This is a genomic window from Streptomyces tibetensis, from assembly GCF_007655005.1.
GTDB lineage: Bacteria > Actinomycetota > Actinomycetes > Streptomycetales > Streptomycetaceae > Streptomyces > Streptomyces tibetensis.
In genome coordinates this window covers 172,653-187,855 of the sequence record NZ_SZVW01000018.1, presented here as the reverse complement: position 1 = coordinate 187,855, position 15,203 = coordinate 172,653, and the positions used below count along the sequence as shown (strand labels likewise).

At 72.9% G+C, this 15,203-nt stretch carries 13 protein-coding genes and 1 pseudogene; 13 read left to right on the top strand and 1 reads right to left on the bottom strand.

The window, feature by feature from the left end; genetic code table 11:
• Positions 1–71: 71 nt before the first annotated feature.
• Together FDO69_RS29400 and FDO69_RS29395 are read left to right on the top strand one after the other, a co-directional pair.
• Positions 72–1,112 (top strand): methyltransferase, encoded by a 1,041-nt coding sequence (locus tag FDO69_RS29400; RefSeq protein WP_104783725.1) that lies wholly within the window; start codon positions 72–74, stop codon positions 1,110–1,112.
• Positions 1,109–2,725: an FAD-dependent oxidoreductase gene (locus FDO69_RS29395; protein ID WP_104783722.1), complete on the top strand. Its 1,617-nt coding sequence runs from the start codon at positions 1,109–1,111 to the stop codon at positions 2,723–2,725. The genes FDO69_RS29400 and FDO69_RS29395 overlap by 4 nt, the downstream gene beginning before the upstream one ends.
• 351 nt (positions 2,726–3,076) lie before the next feature.
• Here the strand turns inward: FDO69_RS29395 and FDO69_RS29390 are convergent, their stop codons facing one another.
• Positions 3,077–4,654, bottom strand: coding sequence for an FAD-dependent monooxygenase (locus FDO69_RS29390; RefSeq protein WP_104783719.1), 1,578 nt, complete (start codon positions 4,652–4,654; stop codon positions 3,077–3,079).
• 205 nt (positions 4,655–4,859) lie between these two features.
• On the opposite strand from FDO69_RS29390, the gene FDO69_RS29385 reads away from it, so the two are divergent.
• From FDO69_RS29385 to FDO69_RS29340, 11 genes and pseudogenes are all read left to right on the top strand, one after another.
• Positions 4,860–5,309, top strand: coding sequence for an anthrone oxygenase family protein (locus tag FDO69_RS29385; RefSeq protein ID WP_104783716.1), 450 nt, complete (start codon positions 4,860–4,862; stop codon positions 5,307–5,309).
• Positions 5,306–5,839 (top strand): PNPOx family protein, encoded by a 534-nt coding sequence (locus tag FDO69_RS29380; RefSeq protein WP_104783713.1) that lies wholly within the window; start codon positions 5,306–5,308, stop codon positions 5,837–5,839. Before FDO69_RS29385 ends, FDO69_RS29380 begins: the two co-directional genes overlap by 4 nt.
• Positions 5,836–7,707 carry an asparagine synthase (glutamine-hydrolyzing) gene (gene asnB / locus FDO69_RS29375; protein WP_104783711.1) on the top strand — a complete coding sequence of 624 codons (1,872 nt, stop codon included), beginning with the start codon at positions 5,836–5,838 and terminating at the stop codon, positions 7,705–7,707. Before FDO69_RS29380 ends, asnB begins: the two co-directional genes overlap by 4 nt.
• A 319-nt stretch (positions 7,708–8,026) precedes the next feature.
• Complete coding sequence (locus FDO69_RS29370) at positions 8,027–9,967, top strand: AfsR/SARP family transcriptional regulator (protein WP_104783708.1); 1,941 nt, start codon at positions 8,027–8,029, stop codon at positions 9,965–9,967.
• Between the two features lie 161 nt (positions 9,968–10,128).
• The gene (locus FDO69_RS29365) at positions 10,129–10,500 is read left to right on the top strand and encodes a TcmI family type II polyketide cyclase (protein WP_104783705.1); all 372 of its coding nucleotides are present in this window, start codon (positions 10,129–10,131) and stop codon (positions 10,498–10,500) included.
• Entirely contained in the window at positions 10,497–10,928 is a 432-nt protein-coding gene (locus FDO69_RS29360) for a cupin domain-containing protein (RefSeq protein WP_104783702.1), read from the top strand. The genes FDO69_RS29365 and FDO69_RS29360 overlap by 4 nt, the downstream gene beginning before the upstream one ends.
• Entirely contained in the window at positions 10,925–12,211 is a 1,287-nt protein-coding gene (locus FDO69_RS29355) for a beta-ketoacyl-[acyl-carrier-protein] synthase family protein (protein ID WP_104783700.1), read from the top strand. The genes FDO69_RS29360 and FDO69_RS29355 overlap by 4 nt, the downstream gene beginning before the upstream one ends.
• Entirely contained in the window at positions 12,208–13,584 is a 1,377-nt protein-coding gene (locus tag FDO69_RS29350) for a ketosynthase chain-length factor (RefSeq protein WP_104783697.1), read from the top strand. Before FDO69_RS29355 ends, FDO69_RS29350 begins: the two co-directional genes overlap by 4 nt.
• 137 nt (positions 13,585–13,721) lie before the next feature.
• Positions 13,722–13,985, top strand: a complete 264-nt coding sequence (locus FDO69_RS29345; protein ID WP_104783694.1) for an acyl carrier protein — start codon at positions 13,722–13,724, stop codon at positions 13,983–13,985.
• Positions 13,985–14,434: pseudogene (locus FDO69_RS42350) on the top strand (SRPBCC family protein); the annotation flags it as partial. The gene FDO69_RS29345 and the pseudogene FDO69_RS42350, both read left to right, overlap by 1 nt.
• A complete protein-coding gene (locus FDO69_RS29340) occupies positions 14,414–15,181 on the top strand; it encodes an SDR family NAD(P)-dependent oxidoreductase (RefSeq protein ID WP_234388165.1) in 768 nt (255 codons plus the stop codon). The pseudogene FDO69_RS42350 and the gene FDO69_RS29340, both read left to right, overlap by 21 nt.
• Positions 15,182–15,203 lie beyond the last annotated feature (22 nt).

Here is a 15,203-nt window from a genome sequence, read left to right as displayed (position 1 = left end):
GTCGGCACTGCACAGCCGTACGACGCAGGACGCAGGCCGAAGAACAGGCAGAGGCAGACCAGGAGGCTCGTGTGACAACGACCGAAGACCCGCAGACGGCCCCGGCGGTCGACCCCGGACCACTGATCCGGCTGACCATCGCCGACTGCGCCGCCAAGGTGCTGCACAGCGCCGTCACCCTCGGCGTGTTCGGCGCGCTGGCCGAGAGCCCCGCCGACGCCGCCGAACTGGCACGGCGCACCGGGACACACCACCGGATGGTCCCGGACTTCCTGGACGCGCTGACGGGGCTCGGTCTGCTGGAGCGGACGGAGGGCGGCTACCGCAACTCCCCGCTGGCGCAGGCCTATCTGGTGCCGGACTCCTCCTCGTACCTCGGCGGCTTCGTCGAGCTCACCAACGAGACCCTGTACGGCACGTGGGGCCGGCTCACCGAGGCGATGCGCTCCGGCGAGCCGCAGCACCTCGACCCGGACAAAGGCGGCTTCGTCGGGGACCGGCACAAGGACCCCGCCAAGATGAAGCGCTTCCTGGCGGGACTCGACGCGTACAGCGACCGGATGGGCGCCGAACTCGCCCGGCGGCTCGACTGGGACCGCCACTCCTCCTTCGTCGACCTCGGCGGCGCCCGCGGCAACCTCGCGGCCGTCCTGGTACGGGAGCACCCGCACCTGAAGGCGACCTGCTTCGACCTGGAGCGGACCCGGCCGCTGTTCACCGAGCACATCGAGGCCCTGGGCCTGACCGGCCGGGTCGCCTTCGCCGGCGGCGACTTCTTCACCGACCCGATCCCGCCGGCCGACGTCGTCGTCCTCGGACACATCCTGCACGGCTTCGACACCGCCCGGCGGTGCGAGCTGCTCGGCCGGGTCTTCGAGGCGGTGCGGCCCGGCGGCACGGTCCTCGTCTACGACCGGATGATCGACGACGACCGCAGCGACCCGGAGCGGCTGCTCAGCAGCCTGCACATGCGGCTGGTCAGCCCCGACGGCTCCGAGTACCGGATCGCGGACTGCCGGGCCTGGCTGCGAGGGGCCGGCTTCACCGACGGCGACGCACAGCCCCTGCTCGGCACCCACACCCTGGTCACCGCCCACAAGGAGGCAGCATGACGTCGCACCGGACCCCCGTGCTCATCGTCGGGGGCGGACTGACCGGACTGTCCGCGGCGGTCTTCCTCGCCCACCACGGCGTCACCGCCACCCTGGTGGAACGCCACCCGGACACCTCCACCCACCCCAAGGCCCGTGCCATCAACCCGCGGACGATGGAGCTGTACCGCGCGGTCGGCATGGAGGAGCGGGTACGAGCCGGGCGTTCCCCCATCTCCGGCAACACCGACCTGGTGCACGTCGAGAGCCTCGCCGGCAAGGAACGCGTCCGGATGCCCAGTGCCTCACCGGAGGACATCGGCCGGATCAGCCCCACCCAGTGGACGCTGATCGACCAGAACCAGCTGGAGCCGATCCTGCGGGAGCGGGCCGTCGAGGCCGGGGCGGACGTCCGCTTCTCCACCCGGGTCGACGCGATCGAGGAGTACGAGGAGGACGACGGCGGGGTGCTGGTCCGCACCACCGACCTGTCCACCGGGGAGAGTTCGCAGATCCACGCGCAGTACGTGATCGCGGCGGACGGCAGCCGCAGTCCGCTGCGCGAGATGCTGGACATCGGGGCGCACGGCCGCGGCACCATCACCAACCTTGTCAGCTTCTTCTTCGAGGCCGATCTGACCGAGGCGCTGCGCGGCCGCCGGATCATCGCCGCGTACGTCAACAACCCCGAGGTGCGCGGCACGATCATCCCCATCGACAACGACCGCCGCTGGGTCATCAACGTCTCCTTCTTCCCGGAACAGGGCCAGCGTGCCGAGGACTTCACCGAGGAACGGTGCACCGCCCTGGTGCGCGCCGCGGTCGGCGTGCCCGACCTGCCGCTGAAGATCGAGTCGGTGGACATGCCCGCGTGGGACATCTCCGCGCGCGTGGCGGACACGTTCGCGACCCGCCGGGTGTTCGTCGCCGGGGACGCCGCCCACGTGATGCCGCCCACCGGCGCGTTCGGCGCCAGCACCGGCATCCAGGACGCGTACAACCTGGCCTGGAAGCTGGCACTGGTGCTGTCCGGCACGGCGGGCCCCGGGCTCCTGGAGAGTTACGACGCCGAGCGGAGGCCGGTGGCCGAGGAGACCGTCCGGCAGGCGATGCTGCGGTTCGCGGTGCGGGAGGGCAAGCAGTACCAGGAGGTCGCCGCGGAACTGGTCGACGAGACGACCATGACGTTCGGGTACTGCTACCGCTCCGGCGCCTTCGCCGCGGAGGAGGGGGCGCCCGACGCGATCCTGGAAGACCCCGAGCACCCCGGCGCCCGGCCCGGGGCGCGGGCTCCGCACGTGCGGCTCGACGGGCCCGAGGGGCCGGTGCCGGTCACCGATCTGTACGGCGACGGGTTCACCCTGCTCGTCGACGAGGCGGCGGGCCGGTGGACCGGGGCGGTGGAGCAGGAGGCCGCGCGGCTGGGGGTCGGTCTGAAGGTCGTGCGGATCGGGCGGGGGACGCGGCTGTGGGACCAGGACGGGTCCTTCCGGCGGCGGTACGGGCTGCTGGCCGGGGGCGCGGTCCTGGTGCGGCCCGACGGGTTCGTGGGGTGGCGTACGACCGCGGGGCGCAGTGGGCCTGTCGACCGGGCGGCGATCGCTGCGTTGCGGGGGATTCTGGACCGGGTCTAGGAGCGGCCGGGGGTGCGTGTGGGGTTGCCGGGCGGCTGCGGCAACCGTCGTGGCCGGTCGCGCAGTTCCCCGCGCCCCTTGAGACGCGCTTCGCGCGTATCGGGTTGTCGGGTGGCTGCGGGGTGGTGGTGGTTGGTCGCGCCGTTCCCCGCGCCCCTATGGGCGCGCTGCGCGCCCCATGAAACGGCCGCGGTGCTCCTTCCCGGAGCACCGCGGCCGTCCGATGCGCGCGAAGCGCGCTGCGAGGGGCGCGCTGCGAGGGGCGCGCTGCGAGGGGCGCGGGGAACTGCGCGACCGGCCACGACGATGCCGCAGCCGCCCGACGGCCCACCCCACCCCCGAGCCGAAGGCTCACGCAAGCCGCAGCACCGTGTCGAGTACCGCCGTCAGCGACCCGGCAGGCTCACCCACCGCCCCACCGGAACGCCACGCGATGAACCCGTCCGGCCGGACCAGCACCGCACCGGTCCGCTGGACGCCGTAGCGGGCGAGGAAACGCTCGACGACCTCGGGAGGCTCCTCCGCGCCCACCCGGTGGAAGGACAGACCGAGCGCGGCCGCCGGCTCCTGCCAGGCCATGCCACCCGGGCCGGTGAGGAGCCAGAAACCCCCGTCGAGGAGATCGTGCAGGGCGACGTCCTTGCCCTCGCGGACCAGGGGGAGATGGGGAGCGCGGGTGCCGGGGCGGCCGGTGGGGGACGTCGGGTCCTCGACCACGGCGGTGTCGTCGTCGCCGGCCTCCTGCACGACGGCGTCCGACCGGTACACGTGGCCGAACAGCACCGTGGTCTCGGGGCGGTGCCGGGCCGCCGCCGCCTCGTCGAGGCCGCTGCGCTGAAGGTAGCGGATGACGCCCTGGTCGACGGTGAACTCGGCGACCGGGGCCCGCTCCTGCTCGTAGGTGTCCAGCAGGCCGGGGCCCGCCTGCCCGCGCAGCACCCGCGCGAGCTTCCAGGCCAGGTTGTGCGCGTCCTGGATGCCCATGTTGCCGCCGAAGCCCCCGGTGGGCGGCATGACGTGCGCGCAGTCGCCCGCCAGCAGCACGCGTCCGGAGCGGAAGCGGTCCGCGACCCAGGCGGCGATCTCCCAGCTCGTCGCGGACTCCACCGTCACCGGCAGATCGGGCACGCCCACCGCGGCCCGTACCAGCTCCACGCAGTCCTCGGTGCCGAAGACGCGGTGGTCGGACCCGGGCGGCAGGCTCGGCGCGAGCACCCAGCGGTCGGAGTCCGCGCCGCCGAGCTTGCCGAGCACGCCCTTGACGACCGGGTTGCTGACGAAGCAGAGGAAGAAGGTGCGCCCCGCCACGTACGGGTCGAGGTCCGCGTGGAAGACGATGTTCATCTGCCGGCCGAACACCCCCGGCCCGTGGTGGCCGATGCCGAGCGAGGTGCGGATCGGTGCCCGTGAACCGTCGGCCGCGACCAGGTACCGCGCCCGCACGGTCCGTTCGGAACCGTCGTCCGCACTGCGCAGGACGGCCGTGACGCCGTCCGCGTCCTGGGTGAACTCCGTCATCTCGGTGGCGAACCGGATGTCCGCGCCGAGCTCCTCGGCCCGCTCCCGCAGCACCGGCTCGAGCCGGTCCTGCCCGATCAGGGTCCAGCCGGTGGTGCCGACCTCGTGCCGGTCGAAGCGGAACGGTCCGTCGAACCGCCCGAGTTCCGCCCCGGTGAGGGACTCGGCCTGGAGGATGTCGCCGTACTGGGCGTGCGGGTTCTCCCGTGCCCGTACCGCGTCCTCGAGGCCGAGCGCGCGCAGCAGCTCCATGGTCCGCGGGCTCGCGGCCTGCGCCCGGGGGTGCGCGGAGATCTCCGCGTGCCGCTCCACCAGCAGCGGCCGGATGCCCTGCCGGGCGAGGAACAGGGCCTGGGCGAGCCCCACCATGCTGCCGCCCACGATGAGTACTTCGGTCGTCTCGTCCGCCATACCGGCTCCTTGGAGGGTGTGGATCGCGTTCGGTTCGGCGGGCCGATGCAACACCCCGCCCCTCGAACAGGGCTTGCGGCGCGGGCGAGCGGAACCGTCGCGAAGCGGTGCGCTCCCAGGCGGATTCGAGTGTCGTGCGAGGGGCGGCTGACAGGTTCGGGCCAGGCCCGAAGGACGGCGCAAGGCTCGAAGGAGGGCGGAAGCGGTGGTGGAGGCTTTCAGCGTGCTGGTGCTGACGGGCACCGGCCTGGTGGCGGGGGTGCTCTTCGCGGTCGCGGTGAGCGTGATGCCCGCGCTGGTCGCGATGTCCCCGGAGCGGTACGTGTCCACGCACATCCTGCTGGGCAGACGCTACGACCGGATCATGCCGTTCATCGTCACCGGCTCCACGGCCGTGGACGTGGGGCTCGCGATACGGGCGTCGGACGGCCCCCGGGTGCTGTTCGCGGCCGCCGCGCTGTGCATGGCGGGGGTGGCCGTGGTGTCGCAGACCCGGAACGTGCCGATCAACCGGACGGTCAAGCGGACCCGGCCCGAGGACCTCGGCCCCGGCTGGCGGGACCCCCGCCCGGCCTGGCGCGGCTGGCACCTGGTGCGCACCTGCCTCGCGATCGCGGGCTGCGCACTGACCGCCGCCGCGGTGGTGCTGTCATGAGCCCCGTCGTCGTACGCCGTCTGCCGGAGGGGCCGGAGCGGGCGGTGGCCGATGCCCGGATGCGGGAGCTGCTGTCCCGCCCCGAGCCCGGCCCGGTGGCCGAGCGGCTCGCGCTGCTGCACTTCACGGGACGGCGCAGCGGGCGGCCGTACACCGTGCCCGCCGGGGTGCACACCCTCGGTGGCGCGCTGGTGGTGGCGACCGGCAGCGGCTGGCGGCACAACTTCGCGGGCGGCTCGCCGGGCGAGCTGACCTGGCGCGGGCAGCGGCGGCCGGTGCGGTTCGCCCTGGTCGACGACGCGGAGCGCAGCGCGCGCGGCTATCTGGAGCTGTACCGCCGCTACGGGGAGGAGGCCCCGCGCCGGCTCGGGATCGCGGTGCTCGGCGAAGGGGCGCCCGGACTCGGCGAGTTCCGGGAGGCAGTCGCCCGGCACGGGCTCTCCCTGGTGGAGGTCACCCTCGTCACCCACGCCCCGGCGGAGAACAGCGCACCCCCATCAGACGCAGAGAGCGAAAGGACGTCACGATGAGCGGAATCGCCGGCTGGGTGGACTTCGAGCGGGACCTGACACCGGAGGCGCCCACCGTACGGGCGATGGCGGCGGCGCTCGCACACCGCGGCCCGGACGGCTTCGGCGAGTGGATCGAGGGCCATGCGGCGCTGACCCACCGAAGGCTCGCCCTGCTGGGTTCCGAGCCGGTGGGGCAGCCGGCCGTGGTGGAGTCGGAAGCCGGCAGCCCGGTGGCCGTGCTGACCCTGGACGGCAGCGTCACCAATCATGTGGAGCTGCGCCGCGAACTGGCCGCGAAGGGACACCGATTCACCTCGGACGGTGACGCGGAGGTGGCGCTGCACGCCTACCTGGAGTGGGGTGCCGCGTTCCCGGAGCGGCTGGAGGGCCTGTTCGCCCTGGCCGTGTGGGACGTGCGGCGGCAGGAACTGCTGCTGGCCCGGGACCGGTTGGGGGTGAAACCGCTGTGCTACTTCCTGACCCCGTCCGGTGTGGTCTTCGGCTCCGAGCCCAAGGCGCTGCTGGCGCATCCGGCGGTGCGGCCGGTGGTCGACGCCGACGGGCTGCGGGAGCTGTTCGCGCACAGCCGCAAGCCGGGCACCGGAGTGTTCCGGGGCACGCGCGAAGTGCTGCCCGGTCACACGATGACCGTGCGGGCGCCGGGCACCGGCCACCGGCGCTACTGGTCGCTGCCCGCCCGCCCGCACACCGACAGCCTGGAGACCACCGTGGCCACGGTGCGCCGGCTGCTGGCGGAGGCGGTCGCCACCCACCTGCGCGCGGACGTGCCGGTCGGCGCGATGCTGTCCGGGGGGATCGACTCCAGCGCGCTGACCGCGCTCGCGGCCCGCCGGCGCCGTGCGGACGGGGGCGTCCTGCGGTCGTTCTCGGTGAACTTCTCCGGTTACGCGGAGAACTTCGAGCCGCACCCGACCATGCGCGCCACCCCGGACGCCCCCTACGCGGCCCTCGCGGCCGAACACATCGGAACCGAGCACACCGAGATCCTGCTGGACACGGCGGCCCTCGCCGATCCGAAGACGCACGCCGCCGCGCTGCGCAGCCAGGACGCGCCCTCGCCGCTCGGCGACATGGACGTCTCGCTGCTGCTGTTCTTCGAGGCGCTGCGCGGCGCGGGGATCACCGCGGTGCTCTCCGGGGAGACCGCGGACGAGGTGTTCAACGGCTACTTCTGGGCGTACGACCCGGCCCACAGCAACTCCACGACCTTCCCGTGGGTCTCCTTCGAGCGCGGGCACGACGCGGCCGCGGGCGGTCTCGGCTGCTCGCTGGTGGACCGTACGCTCCGCAAGGAGCTGGACTTCATGGAGTACGCCGACCAGCACTACCGCGACGCGCTCACCGAGGTCCCGCAGGTGGCCGGGGAGAGCCCGGCCGAGCGCAGGGCGCGCGAGGTCACCTATCTGGCGCTGACCCGGTGGGCCCCGACCCATCTGGACCGGGCCGACCGGATGAGCATGGCGCACGGGGTGCAGCTGCGCCCGCCGTTCTGCGACCGGGCGCTGGTGGAGTACGTCTACAACGTGCCGGCCGAGCTGAAGCGGGTGAACGGACAGGAGAAGAGCCTGCTGCGGGCCGCGGTCGCCGACCTGCTGCCGGAGCGGGTGCTCAACCGGCCCAAGAGCGCCTACCCGACCGTCCAGGAGGCGGCGTACGGCGAGTTCGTACGCCACCGTTTCGGGGACGTGGCCGCGGACCAGGAGGCGCCGGTCGCCCCGCTGCTGGACGCCGAGGCGACCCGGGTGGCGCTGGGCGCGGCGGCGGCGCCCAGCGGTGCCTTCGCGTGGGTGGAGCGGGCGAGCATGGAGATGGTGCTCCAGCTGAACACGTGGCTTGCCGAGTACGGGGTCGAGCTGCGCATGTGAGGGCGCTCGCCGCCACACCCTGACCGCCGCCACACCCCGCGCAGAAATGTGCGCCTTGTCATCCATGTGTGCGAAGCATAGGATGCGAGAAGGCAAAGAGCGGGAATGTGGTAATCGGTTTCTATTCCCGTCTCCGGTGCGTGCAGGGATATTGCTGGTTTCAACTTCTTTTTCGGCGAAGCATAATTCCCCGAGTAAAAGGCGGGTAATTTTTCCGCCCCTCTGAGCGTTTGATGTTTCGCTTAAAAATGAGTGACGCAGGAAGGTGAATAACCGATGGCCGCCACCCCACAGAGGCGGCTCACTCAGGGGGAATGCAGTGATAGAGATCGGTCTGCTGGGCTCGATGCGAATACGCAGGAACGGGGAGGACGTCACACCGTCGGCCCCCAAGCTGCGTCAGGTGCTCGCCCTGCTGGTGCTCAATGCCAACTCGCTGGTCAGCGTGGACCAGCTGTGCGAGGAACTGTGGGAGGACCACCCACCGCTCAGCGCGCTGACCACCTTGCAAACCTACATTTATCAACTGCGCCGCAGACTGCTGCTGGCCACCGGACAGCACGGTGCGGCTTTCGGCTCCCGTCCACCGCACGGCTGCCCCGCGATCCTGACCAGGGTGGGCGGCTACGAACTGCGACTGGACGACAAGCAGTCGGTGGACGCCTACCGGTTCGACCAGCTCACCGAGCAGGGCCTGGCGCAGCTCCGCACCGGCGCGGGGGAGGAGGAGGCGGCCTCCACTCTCAAGACGGCGCTTTCCCTGTGGCACGGCGGAGCCCTCGTCGACATCAGCACCGGACGCCGGCTGTCGGCCTGGTCCACCCAGCTGGAGGAGCGCCGTAAGAGCGTCCAGGAGCAACGTTTCTCCTTGGAGCTCGAACTCGGTCGCCACCACGCCGTCCTGGACGAGCTGTCCGAGGCCTTCCGCGCCCACCCCACCCACGAGGCGTTCGCCGGGCAGCTGATGAGGGCCCTGCACCGCTGCGGCCGCCGCCCCGACGCCCTCAACACCTTCCGCACCCTGCGCAGCCATCTCGTCGAGGAACTCGGACTGGAGCCCTCCGCGCAGCTCCAGCGGCTCCACCAGGAGGTGCTCGCCGACCGCGGCCACCTCAGGGGGCCGGCCCCGGCCAAGAGCGACACCGTGCCCGGCGGGCGCCGCCTCGTGCCGGGCCCGGCCCAACTCCCCGCCGATATAGCTGACTTCGTCGGACGCGAACGCGAACTCGACCAGCTGGAGACCTTCCTCGGCGCGGACCGGCCCAGCACCGGCATGCGGGTGGTGGAGGTGCACGGCCCGCCCGGTGTCGGCAAGAGCGCCTTCGCCGTGCGTGCCGCGCACCGGCTGCGCCCGCGCTTCCCGGACGGGCAGCTCTTCATCGACCTGTCCGCCGTCGGCGAGGGCTCCCAGCAGCTCGCCGACGTGCTATCGGCCTGCCTCACCGCCTGCGGCATCCAGCGCGAGAAACAGCCCAGCGGGCTCGACGAGCTCAGCAGGCTCTTCCGCACCTGGACCGCCGACCGCCGGGTGCTCGTCGTGGTCGACGACGCGCTCACCGCCTCCCAGATCCGTGCCGTCCTGCCGGGCGGATCCGGCTGCGCGGTGATCGCCACCAACCGCTACCGGGCGCACAGCCTGTCCACGGGCCGCAAGATCGTGCTCCCCGCCCTGTCCCCGGAGGAGTCCCTCCAGCTCTACGACCGGGTCGCCGGGGAGCGCTCGCGGCAGGAGGACCCCACGGCCGTGCAGGAACTGATGGGGCTGTGCGAGGGACTGCCCCTGGCGATCAGGGCGGTGGCCGGCCGGCTCACCGCCCGGCCCGGCTGGTCGGCGGCCCGGCTGGCGCTGCGGCTGCGCGGCAACCCCCGGATGCTGCTCGAACTCCCCGACGGCACCCAGTCGCTGATGACCACCGTGGCCGCGAGCCACCGTCATCTGCCCGCCCGTTCACGCGAGTTGCTGCGCCTGCTGCTCCAGCGTGAGCGCCGCTGGAGCCTCGGCGAGGTGGTGACACGGCTGCGCCCCGGCACCGGAGACGCCGAGACACTCCTCGAATACCTCGTCGACGTCCACCTCGTACAGGAGCACCTGACGCCGGAAGCCGAGCTGCTGTACTCCGTGCCCCGGCTCATCCGGCAGGCCCTGATCCTCCTGTCACGGGGCACGCCCGCGGGCGACGTACCGAACGGCCGGATGGTCGGCGCCGGTGTCGTCGGCGGCAGCGGCGTCACCCTGATGAAGGCCGACGTCCGCCGGTAGCAGGACCCCTCACGGCCCGCCGCACCCCTCGGTGCGGCGGGCCGTCGTGCTGTCTGCCGCCCGCGGCACCGGGCCCGTCAGCAGTTCTCCAGGCGCCTTCGAGAGCGTCTCGACCCCCGCCGACCAGGGTGAACACAGCACCGACAAGCCGGGAGGACATCGTGCACCGAACGCTGATCGTGGCGAGGATGGACCTCGCCGACGCCGAGGGCGTCGCGCAGGTCTTCGCCGATTCGGACAGCACCGAACTGCCGCATCTGGTGGGGGTGTCGAGGCGGACGCTGTTCGCCTTCCACAACCTGTACTTCCACCTGGTGGAGGCCGACGAGGACATCGCGCCGAATCTGTACAAGGCGCGCAGCCACCCGCTCTACGAGGAGATCAACACCCGGCTCGGCCGGTTCATCTCGCCCTACGACCCCGACTGGCGCGAGCCCAAGGACGCCATGGCCGTGCCCTTCTACTCCTGGACGCCCCAGGAGGGGCCGCGGACCAGCGCCCCGCGCTCGGCGAACCTGGGCGGTGCCCGATGAGCGCCCCCGCCACCACCAGGGTCTCCGCGCACGAGGTCGCCGCCAACACCAAGCGCGGCGGCGACATCCGCGTCACCCTCAGCCCCAAGACCGTGGGCTGCACCTCGGGCTTCGGCGGCGTACTGCGGCTGGCCCCCGGCCACCACGTCACCGAGCACCTCCATCCGTACTCCGAGGAGTTCCTGCACGTCGTCCAGGGCCGGCTGGAGATGACACTGGACGGTGGCCCCCCGGTCGAGCTCGGCCCCGGCGACTCGCTGCTGGTGCCCATCGGGGTCCGCCACCGCCTGGTGAACACCGGGTCCGTGCCGGCCGAGGCGGTCTTCCACCTCTCCCCGCTCGCGCCCCGCCCCGAACTGGGCCACGTCGACACCGAACAGCCGCTCGACGCGTCCGCGGGCAACCCCGATGTGGGAGCGGCCCGATGACGTCCGGACACCGACGCGCGGTGATCACCGGCGTGGGAGCCGTCGCACCCGGCGGGATCGGGCGGGACGCCTACTGGGACCTGCTCACCGCCGGACGCACCGCCACCCGCCGCATCAGCCTCTTCGACCCGGCGGGGTTCCGCTCACAGGTCGCCGCCGAGTGCGACTTCGATCCGCTCGCCGCGGGGCTCACCCCTCAGGAGGCCCGCCGGATGGACCGGGCCGGCCAGTTCGCGGTCGTCGCCGCCCGGGAGGCCGTCGCCGACAGCGGGATCGAACTGCCCGGCACCGACCCGGAACGGGTCGGCGTCAGCATCGGCAGCGCCGTCGGCTGCACCATGGGCCTGGAGGAGGAGTACGCGGTCCTCTCCGACGGCGGCCGGGACTGGCTGGTCGACCACAGCTACGGCGTCCCCCACCTGTACGGCTACATGGTGCCCAGCACCCTCGCCGTCGAGGTGGCCCGCCAGGCGGGTGCCGAAGGGCCGGTCGCGCTGATCTCCACCGGCTGCACCTCGGGTCTGGACGCCATCGGGCACGGCGTCCAGCTGATCGAGGAGGGCACGGCCGACATCGTGCTCGCCGGGGCCACCGACGCGCCGCTGTCGCCGATCACCTCCGCCTGCTTCGACGCCATCAAGGCCACCACCGCCAACAACGACGACCCCCGGCACGCCTCCCGGCCCTTCGACGGGCGCCGTGACGGCTTCGTCCTGGGCGAGGGCTCCGCCGTCATGGTGCTCGAGGAGCTGGAGTCGGCCAGACGCCGCGGCGCCACCGTGTACGCCGAGATCCTCGGCTTCGCCGGACGCAGCAACGCCTTCCACATGACCGGACTCAAGCCCGACGGCCGGGAGATGGCCGAGGCCGTCCGGGTCGCCCTGGACCGGGCGCGACTCGACCCCGAGGGCATCGACTACATCAACGCGCACGGCTCGGGCACCAAGCAGAACGACCGGCACGAGACCGCCGCGTTCAAGCGCAGTCTCGGGCAGCGGGCCCACGAGGTGCCGGTCAGCTCCATCAAGTCGATGATCGGGCACTCGCTCGGCGCCATCGGCTCCCTGGAGATCGCCGCCTGCGCCCTCGCCCTGCGCCACCAGGTCGTCCCGCCGACGGCCAACCTGTCCACGCCCGACCCCGAGTGCGACCTCGACTACGTGCCGGTGACGGCTCGCGAGCACCGCATGGACCGGGTCCTCAGCGTCGGCAGCGGCTTCGGCGGCTTCCAGACCGCGATGGTCCTGGGCCGGCCCGGCCTGGCACACGGGGAGGCGGCATGAGCGCCTCCGGCATACGCCCCGGCCGCCGCGGCCGGTCCGTGGTCACCGGGCTCGGCGTGGTCGCGCCCACCGGGATCGGCGCCGCCCGGCACTGGGAGTCGGTGCTCTCGGGCAAGAGCGGCCTCGGCCGGATCACCCGCTTCGACCCGACCGGCTACCCCGTCCGGGTGGCGGGCGAGGTCCCCGGATTCCGCGCCGCCGGACAGGTCCCGGGACGGCTCGTCCCGCAGACCGACCGCTACACCCACTTCGCGCTGGCCGCCGCCGAGGACGCCCTCGCGGACGCCGCCGCCGACCCGGCGACCCTGCCTGAGTACGAGATGGCGGTGGTGACCGCCAGCTCCTCGGGCGGCACCGAGTTCGGCCAGCACGAGATGGAGAACCTCTACCAGAAGGGGTCCTCCTGGGTCGGCGCCTACCAGTCCATCGCCTGGTTCTACGCGGCCACCACCGGCCAGGTCTCCATTCGGCACGGCATGCGCGGCCCCTGCGGGGTCATCTGCGGCGAGCAGGCCGGCGGCCTCGACGCCCTCGGCCAGTCCCGGCGGCTGCTGGACACCGGCTCCCGGCTCGTGCTCAGCGGCGGCACCGACGCCTCCCTGTGCCCGTACGGCCTGGTGGCGCAGCTGTCCACCGGCAGGCTGTCCACCGAGGACGATCCGGCCCGCGCTTACCTGCCCTTCGACGCGGCCGCCTCCGGGTTCGTCCCCGGCGAGGGCGGCGCCATCCTCGTCGTCGAGAGCGCCGATGCGGCACACGCCCGGGGAGTCCCGGCGTACGGCGAACTCCTGGGCTACGCGGCCGGTTTCGACCCCACGGCGGACGGCGCGACGCGGTTGCCGGTGACGGACGACGCCGCGCGGTCCGCCCCGGCGCCCGACGCCACGCGGCTGCCCGTGGCGGACCGTGCGGCGCAGCCGCCGGCGCCGAGCCGTACCACCGCCCGCCGCTCCGTGCTGGTGTCGGTGATCCGGCGGGCCCTCGCCGACGCCGGGCTCGCCCCGGGCGACGTCGACATGGTCTTCGCCGACGCCTCCGGCACACCGGCCGAGGACCTCGCCGAGGCCCGCGCCCTCACCGAGGTGTTCGGACCCGGCGGGGTGCCGGTGACCGCGCCGAAGACCCTCACCGGGCGCCTCTACGCGGGCGGCGCCGCACTGGACGTGGCGACCGCGCTGCTCGCCCTGAGCGCCGGAGTCGTCCCGCACACCGCGGGACTCGGCCGCCCGGCCCCCGGCTGCGAGATCGACCTCGTCCTCGACCGCCCCCGCCAGACCGACCCGCGCACCGCCCTCGTCCTGGCCCGCGGGCACGGCGGCTTCACCTCCGCTCTGGTGGTGGGCGCCGGCGACCGCAACGCCCTCAGGAGGTGACCGACTCACCGGCAGCCGACCGATATCTGCGGGCGCAGCCCGCCCAGGGGCGCGGGGCTGTACGGATCCGCGGCTCCGCCGCGCCGCGACCAGCCCCACGCACCCGCAGCCCACACACCACCCACGAAAGGCTTCCCATGCCGGAGTTCACCCTCGACGACCTGCGCCGCATCCTCCGAGCCAGCGGCGGGGTCGACGAGCAGACCGACCTGGACGGCGAGCACTTCGCCGACACCTCGTTCGCCGACCTCGGCTACGACTCCCTGGCCCTGCTGGAACTCGTCAACCGCATCGAGCGCGAGTACGACCTCCAGATCCCCGACGGCGACCTGGCGCACACCCAGACCCCGCGCGAGGCCCTGACCTACGTCCACGCCCGGCTCACGGAGGCCCGCGTCTGATGGCAGGACACACCGACAACGCGATCGTCGTCGAGGCACCGATGGACCTGGTGTGGACGATGACCAACGACGTGGCCGCCTGGCCGCGGCTGTTCAGCGAGTACGCCTCCGCCGAGATCCTCGGCCGGGACGGCGACACCGTCACCTTCCGCCTCGCCCTGCACCCGGACGAGAACGGCACGGTCTGGAGCTGGGTCTCCGAGCGCACTCCCGACCCGGCCACCCGCACCGTCGTGGCCCGCCGGGTCGAGACCGGCCCCTTCGCGTACATGAACATCCGCTGGGAGTACGAGGAGGTGCCCGGCGGCGTACGGATGCGCTGGATCCAGGACTTCGCGATGAAGCCCGACGCCCCGATCGACGACGCCGGGATGACGGCCCGGCTCAACCGCAACACCGCCGTCCAGATGCGGCTGATCAAGGCCAAGGTGGAGACCGCGGCCCGGGCCGGCCGCCAACTCCAGGGCAAGCGCCTCCTGGTGACGGGCGGCACCCGGGGCATCGGCCGGGGCATCGTCCTCGCCGCTGCCCGTGCCGGGGCCGACGTCGTCACCTGCTACCGCACCCCCGGCGAGGCCGTCGCCACCCTGGAGGAGGAACTCGCCGAAACCCCCGGCAAGCATCAGGTGCTGCGGGCCGACGCCGCCGACGAGACGGACGTGGACCGGCTGGTCACCGCGTGCGAGGCGAGCCTCGGCGGACTGGACGCCGTCGTCAACAACGCCGGGACGTTCCGCCCCCAGCCGTACGCCGACCTCACCCCCGCCGAGTGGGCCGCCACCCTCCAGGGCAACCTGACCGCCACTCACCTGGTCACCCGGCGCACCCTGCCGCTGCTCTCGGCAGGTTCCTCGGTGATCAACATCGGCTCCACGGTCGCCTTCATCGGCATGGCGGGCGGCGTCCACTACACCGCCGTCAAGTCCGCACTGGTCGGCATGACCCGCTCACTGGCCCGGGAGCTCGGACCACGCGGCATCCGCGTCAACACCGTCTCACCCGGCCGCATCGCCACCGAGGCGCTCGACGAACTGCCCGCCGAGGAGGCCGAGCGGCAGCGCGCCACCTTCGCCTCCTTCACCGCGCTCGGCCGGCTCGGCACCGTCGACGACATCGCCCGGACCGTGCTGTTCCTCGTCAGCGACCACGCCGGCTACGTCACCGGCCAGAACATCCACGTCGACGGCTGCGTCTGAGCCGCGGCACAGCCATGGAGGG

Coding starts and splice junctions, on each gene's coding strand:
- FDO69_RS29395 (WP_104783722.1), top strand. CDS start 1,109: ATGACGTCGCACCGGACCCCCGTGCTCATCGTCGGGGGCGGACTGACC.
- FDO69_RS29390 (WP_104783719.1), bottom strand. CDS start 4,654: ATGGCGGACGAGACGACCGAAGTACTCATCGTGGGCGGCAGCATGGTG.
- FDO69_RS29380 (WP_104783713.1), top strand. CDS start 5,306: ATGAGCCCCGTCGTCGTACGCCGTCTGCCGGAGGGGCCGGAGCGGGCG.
- asnB (WP_104783711.1), top strand. CDS start 5,836: ATGAGCGGAATCGCCGGCTGGGTGGACTTCGAGCGGGACCTGACACCG.
- FDO69_RS29360 (WP_104783702.1), top strand. CDS start 10,497: ATGAGCGCCCCCGCCACCACCAGGGTCTCCGCGCACGAGGTCGCCGCC.
- FDO69_RS29355 (WP_104783700.1), top strand. CDS start 10,925: ATGACGTCCGGACACCGACGCGCGGTGATCACCGGCGTGGGAGCCGTC.
- FDO69_RS29350 (WP_104783697.1), top strand. CDS start 12,208: ATGAGCGCCTCCGGCATACGCCCCGGCCGCCGCGGCCGGTCCGTGGTC.
- FDO69_RS29345 (WP_104783694.1), top strand. CDS start 13,722: ATGCCGGAGTTCACCCTCGACGACCTGCGCCGCATCCTCCGAGCCAGC.